The 15,141-nt window shown below is 31.7% G+C and carries 14 protein-coding genes; all 14 read right to left on the bottom strand.

Features of this window, described 5'->3' with window-relative positions; genetic code table 11:
* Positions 1 to 879: a hypothetical protein gene (locus B0I03_RS07910; RefSeq protein ID WP_111566907.1), complete on the bottom strand. Its 879-nt coding sequence runs from the start codon at positions 877 to 879 to the stop codon at positions 1 to 3.
* A complete protein-coding gene (locus B0I03_RS07915; RefSeq protein ID WP_111566908.1) occupies positions 879 to 2,312 on the bottom strand; it encodes an MBOAT family O-acyltransferase in 1,434 nt (477 codons plus the stop codon). The genes B0I03_RS07910 and B0I03_RS07915 overlap by 1 nt, the downstream gene beginning before the upstream one ends.
* A gap of 1 nt (position 2,313) precedes the next feature.
* Positions 2,314 to 3,711 (bottom strand): glycosyltransferase family protein, encoded by a 1,398-nt coding sequence (locus tag B0I03_RS07920; protein ID WP_111567027.1) that lies wholly within the window; start codon positions 3,709 to 3,711, stop codon positions 2,314 to 2,316.
* A gap of 63 nt (positions 3,712 to 3,774) precedes the next feature.
* On the bottom strand, positions 3,775 to 5,259 hold the full coding sequence (locus B0I03_RS07925; protein ID WP_111566909.1) for a hypothetical protein: 1,485 nt from the start codon (positions 5,257 to 5,259) through the stop codon (positions 3,775 to 3,777).
* A gap of 1 nt (position 5,260) precedes the next feature.
* On the bottom strand, positions 5,261 to 6,079 hold the full coding sequence (locus B0I03_RS07930) for a polysaccharide pyruvyl transferase family protein (protein ID WP_111566910.1): 819 nt from the start codon (positions 6,077 to 6,079) through the stop codon (positions 5,261 to 5,263).
* 5 nt (positions 6,080 to 6,084) lie between these two features.
* On the bottom strand, positions 6,085 to 6,960 hold the full coding sequence (locus tag B0I03_RS07935) for an N-acetylneuraminate synthase family protein (RefSeq protein ID WP_111566911.1): 876 nt from the start codon (positions 6,958 to 6,960) through the stop codon (positions 6,085 to 6,087).
* Positions 6,961 to 7,329: 369 nt separating this feature from the next.
* Positions 7,330 to 7,656, bottom strand: a complete 327-nt coding sequence (locus B0I03_RS07940; RefSeq protein ID WP_111566912.1) for a GIY-YIG nuclease family protein — start codon at positions 7,654 to 7,656, stop codon at positions 7,330 to 7,332.
* A gap of 402 nt (positions 7,657 to 8,058) precedes the next feature.
* Positions 8,059 to 9,216, bottom strand: a complete 1,158-nt coding sequence (locus B0I03_RS07945; RefSeq protein ID WP_111566913.1) for an acylneuraminate cytidylyltransferase — start codon at positions 9,214 to 9,216, stop codon at positions 8,059 to 8,061.
* A gap of 1 nt (position 9,217) precedes the next feature.
* The gene (locus tag B0I03_RS07950) at positions 9,218 to 10,351 is read right to left on the bottom strand and encodes a glycosyltransferase (RefSeq protein ID WP_111566914.1); all 1,134 of its coding nucleotides are present in this window, start codon (positions 10,349 to 10,351) and stop codon (positions 9,218 to 9,220) included.
* Positions 10,348 to 11,421 carry a glycosyltransferase family 2 protein gene (locus B0I03_RS07955; protein ID WP_111566915.1) on the bottom strand — a complete coding sequence of 358 codons (1,074 nt, stop codon included), beginning with the start codon at positions 11,419 to 11,421 and terminating at the stop codon, positions 10,348 to 10,350. The genes B0I03_RS07950 and B0I03_RS07955 overlap by 4 nt, the downstream gene beginning before the upstream one ends.
* Positions 11,418 to 12,446, bottom strand: a complete 1,029-nt coding sequence (locus B0I03_RS07960) for a glycosyltransferase family A protein (RefSeq protein ID WP_111566916.1) — start codon at positions 12,444 to 12,446, stop codon at positions 11,418 to 11,420. Before B0I03_RS07960 ends, B0I03_RS07955 begins: the two co-directional genes overlap by 4 nt.
* Positions 12,443 to 13,258: a polysaccharide pyruvyl transferase family protein gene (locus B0I03_RS07965; RefSeq protein WP_220084602.1), complete on the bottom strand. Its 816-nt coding sequence runs from the start codon at positions 13,256 to 13,258 to the stop codon at positions 12,443 to 12,445. The genes B0I03_RS07960 and B0I03_RS07965 overlap by 4 nt, the downstream gene beginning before the upstream one ends.
* Positions 13,251 to 13,838, bottom strand: coding sequence for a CatB-related O-acetyltransferase (locus B0I03_RS07970; protein ID WP_111566918.1), 588 nt, complete (start codon positions 13,836 to 13,838; stop codon positions 13,251 to 13,253). The genes B0I03_RS07965 and B0I03_RS07970 overlap by 8 nt, the downstream gene beginning before the upstream one ends.
* On the bottom strand, positions 13,817 to 15,103 hold the full coding sequence (locus B0I03_RS07975) for an ABC transporter ATP-binding protein (protein WP_111566919.1): 1,287 nt from the start codon (positions 15,101 to 15,103) through the stop codon (positions 13,817 to 13,819). Before B0I03_RS07975 ends, B0I03_RS07970 begins: the two co-directional genes overlap by 22 nt.
* Positions 15,104 to 15,141 lie beyond the last annotated feature (38 nt).

Genomic DNA, 15,141 nt, shown 5'->3' on the forward strand with positions numbered 1-15,141 from the left:
CTATTTTTTAAATAAATCTTCAATTATTTTAGCGGTGTACAACCTTGCTCCTTTATCATTCAAATGTCCACAAGAAGAAAAGTACTCGTCTCCATCAACTACATGCTCGTATTCCTTAATTTCAGGATACAAAGCTTTCACCTTTTTAAAATATTCCATTCCTTTTACATTAGAACACATTGGCGTGGTAACAGCTATCAAATTGATATGATTAGCTTTACAAATTTGCTTAATTTCTTCGAAATAACGATTACGCAAAGGTTTTAATTTTTCAATATTATTCTTCATATTAGCTTTTGGGTTATGCCCAAGCGGATAATAACCATTATTTGCCAAAGTGTTAGTAGGCTCGTTTAACAAGGTTTTATACCAAGCTCTAAACCCTACTTTTTCATCAAATTGAATGTATCGGTAAAAAGGCACATAATACAATTCCGTAAAATCAGCTTCTTTTTTAAAATGGTTTGTTATAGTTTCAGATTTATGAAGAAATGGCATGAAACGTCCAAAAGTTCCATCATCACGTTTTTCGTTGGATAAATTTAAATCGGTTTCTACAATGATATTTTTTATTTCCCAATTGCGTTCTATCATTAATTTTAGCATCAAAGAAGTTTCAAATAAATGGGCTCCACTCATACCATAATTAAAGGTTTTTAAGCCTTCTTTTTCAAATAATTCCGAAACAAAATGATTATTAGCTCTTGAGGTTCCTAAAATAATCACGTCGTAATCTTGAGGTTTCGAGTTGATTACATTTTCTACTTTATTTCGAGCTTCCGATTGTGCAAAAACAGTAGTATAAATAAAATCCAATGCAAAAGCAGAAAGCAAAAGCACTAACACTATTTTTCCTATAAAGACTAAAAACTGTTTCATTAGAATTGGAAATAAATAAATTCTTTATAATCGGAATATACGCCTAAAGCTAATAAAGCCATAATCGCTAACGTTACTTTTATCCAACTTGCTTTCCCAGACAAAGGTTCTACTTTAGAACGATTGAACCATTCTACAAATACAAAGACCAGTACTAAAAGTAGCAATTCAAAGTTGTATCGTTCGTTACTTAAATACTGCGAATCAAAATGGAAATCGGTCACCATTTTTTGAATATATCCAATAGCTTCTGAAATGGAATTGGCTCTAAAGAAAATCCAAGCAACAGTGGTTAGGACAAAAGTTCCTAAAATATTTAAAATGGCTTTTACACTATTGAAATTCCAACCCATTTCAATTTCGCCCATATTAGAACGATTCTTATTTCGTAATAACAAAGGCAAGAAGTAAATCGCATTCAACAATCCCCAAATAATGAACGTCCAATTAGCACCATGCCAAAAGCCACTCACTAAGAAAATGATAAATGTGTTTCTTACTTTCATCCACATTCCACCTTGACTTCCACCAAGTGGAATATATAAATAATCGCGGAACCAAGATGATAACGAAATGTGCCAACGACGCCAAAACTCGGCAATATCTCTGGAGAAATACGGATAATTAAAATTCTTCAATAAATCGATTCCGAATAATTTAGATGTTCCTAAAGCAATATCAGAATACCCTGAAAAATCTCCATAAATTTGGAAAGCAAAATATACCGCTCCTAACATCAATGATAATGAATTCATAGATTCATAATTATCAAAAACGGCATTCGCATAAGTAGCACAACTATCCGCAATGACTACTTTTTTAACCAACCCCCAAATGATTTGATAAACGCCTTCTTTTGCCTTTTCAAAATTAAAATGACGTTTTATTTTTACTTGTGGTAATAAATGAGTAGCTCTTTCAATTGGTCCAGCTACTAAAAGCGGAAAATAACTCACAAAAAGCGAATAATCTATAAAATTGCGTTCGGCGGTGATGCGTTTGTAATAAATATCAATTACATATGATAAGCCATGAAACGTATAAAACGAAATTCCAACTGGAAGTATTAATTTTAATAAAACGGGATTCGTTTGAAATCCGAAACCGTTTAACAAATCGGCAAACGATTGGACAAAGAAATCATAGTATTTAAAAACACCTAAAAATCCTAAGTTGATTCCGATAGTCAACCACAACCAAATTTTTCGTTTTTTATCAGTAGTGCTGTTTTCCATCATGATGGCACTGAAGTAATCCAACAAAGTAGAAAACACTAATAAAAACAGAAAACGCCAATCCCAACACGAATAGAAATAATAACTGGCAACAATTAATACTGCATTTTGAGTGGTTTTATTTTTATTAAAAACAAACCAATACAGTAAAAATACGATGGGTAAAAAAATGGCAAAAGATAAGGAGTTGAAAAACATATTATTTTTTTACAATACTGTTAATCCCATTCCAAATTTTCTCAGAAGCTTTTGTCGGTTCAGTTCCAACTACTACATCAAACCATTTTTTTCCGACAGGAACATTGGATTGTTTTCCGTCTAAAATGTCTTTTACAATAGAAGTTAATTCTTTTTTATCGTAAACAAATAGGGCTGCTTCTTTATTTGGCATCGAACGAAAATGAATGTACTTGTAATTTTGTCCGATATCGCGAATTCCTTTTTGTAATTGCGGTTGTTCGTAATCAAAAAACAAACACGATTTATCATGTGCCACAAAATCGAAGACCATGGATGAAGCAATATTTCCAACAAATTCAGTATGATGACAAATATTAGCTTGTAAGGCAAAATCTTCTTTGGTTGGCATAATCTCATTCCAACTTGTGCCTACTGGTCGCCATAGTGGATCAATAGAAACAATAACATCTTGATATTTTTGTAAGACAGCATCGTATCGATTCGTAAAATCTACTGGACACTTTCTGTAAATAATGCTTAAGTTATAACCTTGTTGATTTAATTCACGAACCGAAATCGCTAAATCTTCTAAATAATATTGGTCTAAAGGTGAGGTTACGATATCATCACCTGAAAAACAAATGTATTTTTTTTCTAAATCTAAATGATGTGAATTATAAAAATCTTCTTTTGATTGCAATAAACTCGTATCGAAATGACTTTCAAATTGTGGTGTTCCGGTAACTAAAACCTGTTCTGGCTTTACATACGGACAATATTGAAGCAATTCTTTTTTCATATAATCGCTCCACACAAAATAAAAATCAGGTTCAATTAGTGTGGTAGCTTTTGGTAAATTATCCCATGAAAATATAAAAGAAGCTGTTGGAATTCCTAAATCTTGAGCCGCTAAAATAGGCGCAATGGCTTGAGTAGGTCGTGGATTTGTACAAAAAACGATATCCGGTTGATGCTCTTGTAATTGTTTTTTACAATACTCGTATTTGGAGGTACTTCGTTCTAACTTTTTAATTTTAGTTCGAATGCTTTCTACTCCTTTTTCAGTAGATTTTGTGGCTACTAAAAAATCAACATTTAAACTTTTGATAATGTTTTTTATTCCCTTATAAGATTGCGGAAAATTATAGGTATTATAAACGGTTTCGTTGAATTTTTTATCGAAAACATTTAACTCGCAACGCTTTCTAGCACGAGTATATACGGTTGTCCAAGGATGCAATTGATGATTTGTTATGTTTACCTCATCATATCCTAATTCTTCTTTTATTTTAAAAGGCGTATTATTCCAATACACTATTTCGTATCCTAAAGCGGTACCAATAGCATTAAAATTGGTTAAAGCGAAATTACGCAAACCAACACCATCAGGTAAAAAAATAAAGGCTTTTTTACTCATTTTCAAATTCATTAAATAGAGGGCAAATATAGTATTTCCAAAAAGAAATTAAGAACTTAATTACTATGTATTTAGAAATGGATTAGGATATTCTTGAATAGATTCTGTTTGATTTGAATTTTCCAAACTGTGAATACACGAAGCAACATCATTTAAAAATCGCTCCTCTTCCGGATTAAAATAATAAACCAATTTATCATCAATATACTGATAAAACATTTCTTTGCCAATATTATTAATCAATATAGTTGGAACACCTAACAAATGAGCTTCAATTAAACAACCCGAAAAATTAGTAATATGTACAATTGAGGAAAGTAATGCTTTTGGCAAAGGCATTTCATTAATAGAACTTTGAATGATTGTTTTATCTTCAATTTGATTTTGAATTAAAAATGCTTTTATTTCTTCTATTTCAATGTAATTTCTAGGATGTAATCGCAATATCCATTGATAGGGTAAATCCTTAATTAATTGAATAATTTTAGACGTCAACATATCTTGAATTTCAAAAGGAAACGTTTGCAAACTGTAAATAATAGTGTTGCTCTCGTTTCTTTCAAAATGATTATTTTTCAACCAATAATTAACGAAAGGCTGTCCTACGACTTTTGCAATACTATGATTTTTAAAACACCATTTTTTAATATTCATTTTTGAGAATTCATCCCAATTCCAAAATTCCTTAGGTAATAATGCATATCCCTCTAATGGAAACTTAGTCCATGATGAAAAAACCATGTGAATATTTGTCTGCGGACCGTGCTGAAAATCAACCGTTTTTATTCCCATTTGATTTGCGGTTAAAAGAGCGGCATACAAATCGTCATAGCCATAGAAGCCTAAAAAAACAACTGTTTTAGGTTGAGTCTTCTTATAAAATCTTCTAAAGAAAGGCTGCAAAGCAATAACTCTTCTAGACCAGTTTTTCAAATCTGAAACAGAGAATCGCAACAAATCTAATCGAATAGGCAATTGCTTTAAATAAGCATAAAAATCATCATAGCTCTCTAAAGAAATACTATCGTTTTTAGGCGTAAACTTTTCTTTAAACTTTAATAAATTTTTATAACTTCTTACTTCTTGTTCTAAAGAAATAACGGCTTCTTTATTAAAAGTATTAGGATAAACTTTTTGATATTCTACATTATAAACCTCATTTTTAAGATGATGAATATCCACTAAAGAATCATAAAATCGGTTAAAATAAAGTCCATTTTGCTTTACCCTATGAATGTGTGAACCGAATAATAAATGTGATTTCTTTTTTAAACTGAAGAAGAAAAAATTCAACTTAAAAAAAGAAGAAAAAATTAGAAATAGCTTAGAAAATATAGTTTTTTTTGAACTAGAGGGTTGCTTAACATCAGAAGTTGTTTCCTCTTTTTCTAACTTTTTATTCATCATCATTAAAAGATGAATGTACAGTTTAATTCGGAGATAAGGCCATATTTTGATATGATTTATTTCCCATTTTTCAACTGGCCATTTTTCTTCAATATGAAGAATTATTTTTTTTATTTCGTCTTGGGAACTGATGCTATTCATATCAATTTTTAAAAGGACAAACTTGCATTAATCCATTTCTTAAATCTTCTAACACTTGAGGATTTGGCAATGAAACGTATTCATCAAATAAGTTGTTCATTTCATCATTAGTGTAGGCTTCTGTTTTTATTTCAGGATGATAAAATGGAATTTGAACCGATTCCATATAATCTTGATATTTGATATCATCACCAAAAACTTTGTCTGAAAATTTTTGCCACACGGCCGGAATTCCATAAGTATGGGCAATAATTACACCATGTAAAGAAGAAGAAATAATCTTTTCACACTGTAAAAATTCGATTGTTTTAGATTCGATATCATTGGTCATCATATCAATCAAATGGATGTCAGGTCTGTTTTCAAACCACTTCTCCACTACTTTATAATCGTTGTAATGCGGAACAATGCCATATTGATATTTCTTGTCTACTTTTGGATTAAAATAACGAGGTAATAACAAAGCAGGATCGCCATAAACTTCTGGCACTTCATAACCTAAATCTATTAAATACTTTCGGGTTTGAGGACCACGAACGGCTAAAAATTTAGCATTTTTAATTTTGATTTCCTTATTGATAATACCACTTCCCCAAACGATACATTTGTGATTTACATTAGCTAAAATGCTTCCAATGGTTACATAAATGGGTGAGAAAAAATCTAAAAAAGAAAACTTTTTAGGCCAAGCAAAAACCACTTTTTTACCCGAAATTTTTTCCACTAAAAATTTACCCAAGACATCCCCATAATTTTCTTTGGATTTGCCTTGGATAATTTTTTCGTTCCACCAAAATAATCGGATGGTATTTTTAAGCATAAAAATTATACTTTTTTATTTTTCAATTTATCGCGTTGTACTTGCTCAATTGGTAAAATATCTTGACTTTTAAAGCTAAGTGCTTTACTTACTGCTTTTAAATCACGACATAATTTACGTAATCCTTCTGGTTCTAAAGAGGCTGCATGATCAGTACCTTTCCAAGTTCTATCGATAGTATAATGACGTTCAATAACATTTGCGCCTAAAGTATAAGCAGCAACGTCAACAGCAATTCCTAAATGATGTCCAGAAAAACCGATATGTTTTACTTTGTCGCCGTATTTTTCAATCAATAAATTGATATCTAATAAGCAAACATCTTCAAATGGAACTGGATATCCAGAAGTACAATTATACAATACTAAATCTTTGTTTCTACCTTTTTCAATGAAGAAATTAACTAAATCATCCGCTTCTCCTTTAGTAGTCATTCCAGTTGAAATGTGAATTTCCCCTTTGTAGTTATCACATAACCAACCTAACATATCGTAGTTGTTGTTACATGCAGAAGGAATTTTTATGTATTCTGGATTTAAAGACGCAATTTCTTTAGCTGAAGTTGTGTCCCAAACCGATGTTGAATACACAATACCGATTTCCTCACAATATGCTTTTAATTCCGCGTGTTGATTTACATCAAATTCTAAATATTCTCTGTGTGCACCATAAGTATCTCCGTATGAGTTCGCAGGATTAGGGTGCGGTGCATTGTATTGATCTTCTGTCAATAATTCTTTATTGTTACGCTTCTGAAATTTTACCGAATCCGCATTACAAAATATTTTAGCTATTTTGATTAATTCTTTTGCGATTTCCATTTCACCTTTATGGTTACAACCAATTTCGGCAATTACGTAAGGTTTTTTATATTCTGTCATTTTCATTCTATTAGAAAGGCAAAGAAAAATAATTTTATCGAATAATCACAATGTTAAGTGATTATTATTTGGTTAATTGAGTTTAGAAAGGATTACTGGTTGTCAAATCGAGCGCAGCCGAGACTGTCATATCGAGCGGAGTCGAGATAGTTTTCATCAACCTTCGACTGCGCTCAGGGTAACAACAGTTGAATTACAATTTCTAATGAACTACCGCTCTGTCATATCGAGCGGAGTCGAGACATTGTCAAATCGAGCGAAGTCGAGATGGTTTTCATTAGTTCTCGACTGCGCTCGAAATGACAATAGTGGAATTACACTTTCTTTAAGAACTACTAATCTGTCAAATCGAGTTTGCCTGTACTGAGCTTAGTCGAAGTATCGAGATTCTTTATTCTTAAAATGAGTATCATTCTTACATTCAGCCAAAATTGGCAACAAATCCCATTCTCCTTTAATCACAGCTTCTTTCTTAGCTCTACTCCATTTTTTTATTTTCTTTTCAAAAGATATAGCTTGATTAGGCTCTAAAAATTCCTGATACCAAACCAACTCAACAGGTCGTCTTGAAAAAGTATATGCATCTGAATATTTACCAGCATTGTGTTCCGTAACTCTACGGTCTAAATTTGAAGTTATTCCAACATAATAAGAATTGTCAGAACATTTGAGGATGTAAACAAAATAAAATTTCATGGCGTATATATTTATAAATATAAAAATAGAAATTATTCTTTAAACAAAAAAGTCTCGACTCCGCTCGACTTGACAAAATTGTGCTATAAATGAAATTAGTAGGAATTAATTATCTTAAAAACTACTCCTATATTATATCGAGCAATTGCCTATTCCGTCTTTTCGGAATCCAAATAATTTCCATAAGACTTCGACTTCGCTCAGAGTGACAATGGTGGAAATACATTTTCTAAAGAACTACCGCTCTGTCAAATCGAGCGCAGTCGAGACAATGTCATATCGAGCGGAGTCGAAATAGTTTTCATCAGCCTTCGACTCAGCTCAGGGTGACAATAGTGGAATAACAATTTCTAAAGAACTACCGATCTGTCAAATCGAGCGAAGTCGAGATTATGTATTAAATTAAAACCTTGTATTATACTTCATCACCCACTCACAAACTTCTCTGATGGCACCATCTGCAGAATTGTGAGATAACGTAAAATCTACTTGTTGTTTTACAACTGATGTAGCATTAGCTGGAGCAAATGACCAACCTACTGTGCAAAGATTAGCCAAATCATTTACATCATCACCTACATAAGCCAAATTAGGCCATGAAGTTTGTTGTTGGTTTATAAAATTTTGAAGGAATGAATATTTATCTTTAACTCCTAAAAAGGCATGTTTGATTTGAAGTTTCTGCATGCGTTTTGCCACTAAATCAGAGTTTTCTGATGTAATAACTACAACTTCAACGTTATTTTGTCTTAGAATTTCTAATCCCATACCGTCACGCATATCAAACTTTTTCATCAACTCGCCTTCTGCACCATAATAGACACATCCATCTGTAAAAACGCCATCGACATCCAATACTAAATAATTGATTCGTTCTTGTTTCTTAAAAGATTTTTGACGTTCTGCCAGTAAACTTTCTATGATAGTCCAATCAGAAAGGCTATCAATTTCCATTAAAGTTTCTTCAGGCATTTCAACCAAACCTATGGTTTCACTTACCCTGTTTTTACTTTTAATGAAAGCGTCTTTTGTTGTGGCATAAACTGCACCATTTTCCATAAGTAAACCTGCAAAATCTTGTCTTCTTGGTCGGTTAAAAACATCGTAATTTTGAGATGTTCCGTCAGCATTCCAAGTAAAACGATGTGTTTTTACAACACTTAATGCTGCAGTTTTTCCTTCTTTACCTATTTGATATAAAGCATTATTAATATCTTGTGATGTAGTTAAAGGCGACGTAGCTTGCAACAGACACAAAACATCAAAATCGTGATTGATTTTTTCGGCAAACTCTAGCATTGCACTTTCTGTAGATGCGGTATCATTTGCGTTTTCATCATTGCGAAGTAACCCTTTTACTTTTGAAGTCCAATGATATTCTTTAGAAATAAAAGTCAAAATTTCCTCATCATCTGTAAACACATAAACTTCGTCTAAATCAGAAAAAATAGCGGCACCTAAAACCCAAGAAAACAAAGGACGACCTAACATTTTTTTCTTATTTTTTCCTGGAATTCCTTTAGAACCTTTACGTAATGGAATTATGGCTACTTTTTTCATTTTAATTTAATTTTTTATAGATAGAAATCACTTCATTTTTAACTTTTAGGTAGTGTAACTTTGGAACAATTTCTACTTGATTTAAACTTTCAGCTTTTTCAAAATTACAATTATTGACAGCGTGAATTACAATTTCTTTTATTTTTTCTACGTCTTCACAATCTTCAATCAACAAGCCATTGACTCCGTTTTGAATTAACTCAGCCGTTGCGCCACCTGGATTAGATTGAATTGGAAAAGCTCCCATAAAAATGGCTTCTAACATGGTATTTGGCATTCCGTCTGAATTACTATTTCCTATGTAGATTAAGGATTTTCCCATTAATTTTAGGACTTCTTCGTGTGGAATTTTTCCTAAAATCTTGAAATTCTTCCACTTTTTTAATTCCGAATTGGTTACATATTCAAAAGTTTGAGGATCAGATCCAAAAACTACAATTTCATAATTAAGTAATTCTTCTTTTAAAGTTGCTATCGCTTTTAGAACCGGAATCGCTCTTCCAGAACGACCTTGAAAACCTTTTATCAGAATGGTTTTTCGTTGCGAAACAGGCAATTTGTAAGTTTCCATTTCGTTTAACTCAAAACCACCTCCACCAGGAAATACACCTAAGAATTCACCTATAAATCCGTATTGTTTTGCTATTTCATAATCGCGCTTGCAATCGGTGAACAAATAATTAATTCGTGGTAAAACACGTTTAATATCTTTTAAGTAAGCAGGTTCGTTTTGAAAATAAAACAAATCGCTTCCCCAAGAAGAATAAATCCATTTTTGAGTTGGATTTTTCTCCATCACTTCAATTATTGGAGAACAAGACAAGTACAAAGCAAAGCTGTGTACTACATCGGGCTGAATTTCATTCAAATAATTTTCAAAAGTTTTAGCTGTGTCTTTTTCGTTAAATTGCTGAATGAATTTATATAATTTCGGAAACTTATTTTTAACCAATAGGCGTCCTGGATAATCCCATTTTAATTTCCAATCTACTTTTTGTTTTATCCATGAAATTTTTGAAACCGGCTGGCTCATTCCTGTAATATCAAACCAATACACTTCGTGTCCGGCATCTTGTAGTTGATTGGCCCAACGAAAGAAATGCAAAGTAGGTATGGAAACCATTAAAATTTTCATGCTACAAAATTTATAACTAAAACAATTGTATTCGTTTGTCTATTAAATGAATAGTGATAAGGGCAATTACGATAATTTTTTATAATTTCTTCTAAAACCAGATTGTTTACATTTTCCATTTCATAAAAAGGAAGTGCTTTTTTTCCTAGAATTCGTTTAATACGATTTTTATTTTTCTCTGCTTTAGAAAGGTCATGAATTTCAACTTGAATTACTTCATTTTTGAAATTTTTCAATTGCGCTAATAGAGCATTCACTTGAAGTGAAGAAGAGGAAATAATTATTTTCTTTTCAGGAAATTGCAATTTTTGATAATCAGCATCATGAGTTAATTGTCCCCAATTTTGATACTGATTAACTACCGTACGTTTATTGTTTTGCGTTTGAATCATGTAAGCATGATTGATTCGCTCTAGCTGTGAATGATAAGGATGCGTGCTTTTTTTACTGCGATACGCTTTTGGATGCCATTGATGTTTTACCAAAATTTGTTCTTCATAAAACACAACTTGTAATCCTAAATTTTGCATTCGAATATGCGCATCGGTATCTTCTGCTCCCCAACCTTGATAAAACTCATCAAAACCATTGACGCTTTTTAAACTTGCTGTTGGGAACATCGTATTTCCCGTTACATCTTTACCGCCTTTGAAATCAACTTTAAAATCTTCGAAACTTTGTTTTTTAACCGATTCTGTCTCACTTAAAAATCCGTATTGAAAATAATGTACGATAGTAGGATTTGCAACACTTTTCAAAGTTTGAATATAGTTGGGATGAAAAATCAAATCGATATCACCTACCACAAAATAAGGTTGGGTAGCTTTTTGAAGCGCAATATTAATTGAACGACATTTGCTCCACAACTGACCCGAAGTAGGACAAGAAATAAATTGAATTTGAGGATACTTAAGAACCAATGCATTTAGTTCGTTCAAATACGTTTCGTTTGAACCATAATCAACCAGAAACCATTCAAAATCAATATCTGATTGGTTTTGAAGAGAATCCAAACAATTTTTAATGATTCGAATATCGCGATTTCTATTGGTTAAAACTAAGGTAATCAAGAGGTAAAATTGTTTATTTGTGTTGACGTTAAACCTTTGCTTTTTAAAAGCATTCTTTTTATAGGTTTAAAGTACAATATTTTTTTAAATAGATATTCCGAAAACAAATATTCTAATCGATTTCTTTTTAAAACAGCAAATTTCGAATAAGTACTTTCTTTTTTTGGAACCTCTAAAACCGAATTATATACTTCATTCATCCAAGGTTCTATTTGATTTCCTAAATGATACGCATAATTATCGTATGTTGATAATCGATAGCCTCCCATTTTTAAAACAGGTTCATCTGTATATAAATATTCGCTATCACCACCTAATTTAAATTTGCTGTTCTCTTTTGGCAATTCTTGAAAAACTTCTCTTTTATAAGTTGCCACAAAATGAGGACAACCTAAAACAGCAACAGTTCCGTTTTTTGAGGTTAGTGTTCCTATTGCATCTTTCCATTTATCATCAAGCCAAGGCCAACCAATACTATTAGCAAATCGAGTTAATGCAGCAACGTTTTTTACAGGTTTAAAAAAAAGACGTTTTGAAAAAAGATTTCGAATCCAAATATTGGCAGTTAAATGAAAATGCTTTCTAAAAACGGGTACAGGAGAAACGGCTCCGGCTTTTGGAAAAGCTTCAAAAACTTCCGAAACGGCTTCTTCCCAACCATTACAAAACAAAACATCGGCGTCGGTTATGGTTATTAAGCGTTCTTCAGCAGTTCGAAGTGCTTTTAAAATACTATTAATTTTTCCGACGGCTTCTTTTTCAATAATTAACTCATCGATAAAACCTTTTTTTTGTAATTCGTAAAGTTTATCGTTTACCGAATCACATGAGTTATTACTAATTACAGATATTTTTAATTGAGTTGCACTAGTTTTAATAACCGAAAACAAACAATATTCAAATATTTGATAGGCTTCTTTGTAATAGTCTTCTTCTTTTGGAATATACAAAGGAATTATTACCCGATGTGATGAAACACTCGGATTTAATAATACATCCTTTGAAATATTTGCGCCTTTTCTCATTTCTTAAACGGACACGAAGCAAATAAAGCTTCTTGTGTTTGTATTAGCTTATCTTTTGATGGTAATAATATTGAAGTATTTTCACTTAATAGTTTTTCAAAATCAGCAATCGAACTTTCAGAAGGATTGATGTAAAATTCTTTAGAATACGTGATATTTAATGACTCAAAATAATCATAAAACTTTACATTATCTCCCGCTAATTTATTAGAAAACTTAACCCATAAAGCTGGAATTTCATAAGCATGAGATACAATTACACCATGTAAAGAAGAAGAAATAATTTGTTTACATTCTAGTATTTCTTGAGTTGTTTTCACAACATCATTAGTCATTAAATTAATTACTTTTATTGTTGTATCATCTTTAAATCGAGCAACAATAGCATCATAATCAACATAATGCGGAATAATTCCTAATGCATACTTTTTCTCTGCTACATTTGAGATGAATTTAGGCAATAAAAGAGCAGGATCGCCATATACTTCTGGGACTTGATAACCCAATTCTAATAAACGCTTTCTAGTTCTTGGTCCTCGAACAGCTACGAATTTAGCAGCTCTAACATTTTCATTTTTTTTAATAATACCGCTTCCCCAAACAATTGAATTTTTACTAGCAGCACAAATAATACTTCCTACGGTTACATAATGCTTAATAAACCATTTATACCAGCGTTGCATAGGATGAGAAACCTTAACTACTTTTTTTCCAGATAATTTTTCTGCTAAAAAAGGAGCTAAAATATCTCCGTAATTATCAATCTCTCCTTGCGCTTTGAGTGCCCACCAATAAACATGAATTTTATTCATTAGCATTATAATTTTTAAAGAAGAAATCTTTATTTGCTCTTATTTTTTCATCATCCCAGTTCCACCATTCTGAAGTTAGAAGTATTTTTTTTGAAGTTTCTGCGAATCTATCTTTTATAAACTTAGCCGGAACTCCTCCTACAATGGTGTAAGGTTCAACATCTTTTGTTACTACGCTTCCAGTTCCAATTATAGCTCCATGACCAATTTTAATATTTGGCAAAACACTCACATTATCTCCAATCCAAACATCACTTCCTATTTCTATTGAAAGTTTGTTTGTTTGAAGATTAGCGTTTTTTGGTTTTTCTTGAAAATATTTTTTGTAAAAACCATATTGCATCACTGCAAAATTGTAATCGTGATTAGATGTAATAAATTTTATATCCCTACCTAATGCGCAAAATGAACCAATTTTAACTTTACCTGAACCTCTTATTTCAAAATTTCCATTGTGAAAAGATTCTTTACCAACTTCAATATTTTTTGTAGGCAGAATTAGCACTGGAAGTTTTTCGTATTCCAATACATTTTTCAACTTTTTTGAAAACCAACGTTTTATTTTTGATTTAATTCCCATTTTGCATCAGAATAAACATATAAATTCCCTTTTGGAATTCTTCCTGTTCCATAAACATCATTAGGCACTACTGTAAAACCTAAACATTCTTCTTTTATATCAATAGTAGTATTATTTTCTGCCAAAGCAATTGTAACTACGTAATCACCCGGCATTAATTTTAAATCTGAAGCAGTTGCTTTAAAAACAAAATCTCCTTTTGAATCAAAAACAAAATCCGTTATTTCATGTGATCGTATAGCTGCAATTCTTGTACCACTGGCAGTAGAAATAATAATACTTGCCTTTAGATTATTATACATTTGTTTTGCTAACACAAAAATGGAAAACTCTAAAATATTTCCCATTAAAACACCACTTGAATTTGAACGCTCTCCTTTTAAATTCAAAGAACTAACTTCAAACTTAGAAATTTGAATTGGAGCTTCTTTTTCTTCAAACTCAATGTAATTATTACTATTAAATGAAAATATGCTACTTTTCAAATACAAATCGATAGTTTCATCTATATCACCAAAGAAAACAGTTTTTCCATTCTCAATCAACATTCCTTTGGTACACAAACTTCTAACCGCTGCCATATTATGACTCACAAACAAAACAGTTCTACCTTCGCTTTTAGAAATGTCTTGCATTTTACCAATTGCTTTCTTTTGAAATTCGGCATCACCAACTGCTAACACTTCGTCGACAACTAAAATTTCAGGTTCTAAAAAAGCCGCTACAGCAAAAGCCAAACGAACGGTCATTCCACTACTGTAGCGTTTTGTTGGCGTATCAATATAACGTTCGCAACCGCTAAAAGCAATGATTTCATCTAATTTTGACGTGATTTCTTTTTTAGTCATTCCTAAAATAGCACCATTCAAATAGATGTTTTCTCTACCTGTTAACTCCGGATTAAAACCGGTTCCTACTTCTAATAAAGAAGCAATTCTTCCTCTTGATTTAATTACTCCAGTTGTTGGTGCAGTAACTTTTGATAAGATTTTTAATAAAGTTGATTTCCCAGCTCCATTTTTTCCAATGATACCTAAAACCTCTCCTCTATTTACCTCAAAATTAATATCTTGTAATGCCCAAACATAGTCACTATTCCCTTTTGAACTTCTATCATTGGTTTCTCCCACTTTCAAATAAGGATCTTCTTTTCCACGAATAGCATGCCACCATCGATTCAAATCATGACTCAATGTTCCTGTACCCACAGTTCCTAAACGGTATTGTTTAGAAATGTTTTCGGCTTTTAATATGATATCTTTCATTCTAAAAATAGTGAGAAGTGAATGGTGAGAAGTGAATT

This window comes from Flavobacterium aquaticum (genome assembly GCF_003259835.1).
GTDB lineage: Bacteria > Bacteroidota > Bacteroidia > Flavobacteriales > Flavobacteriaceae > Flavobacterium > Flavobacterium aquaticum.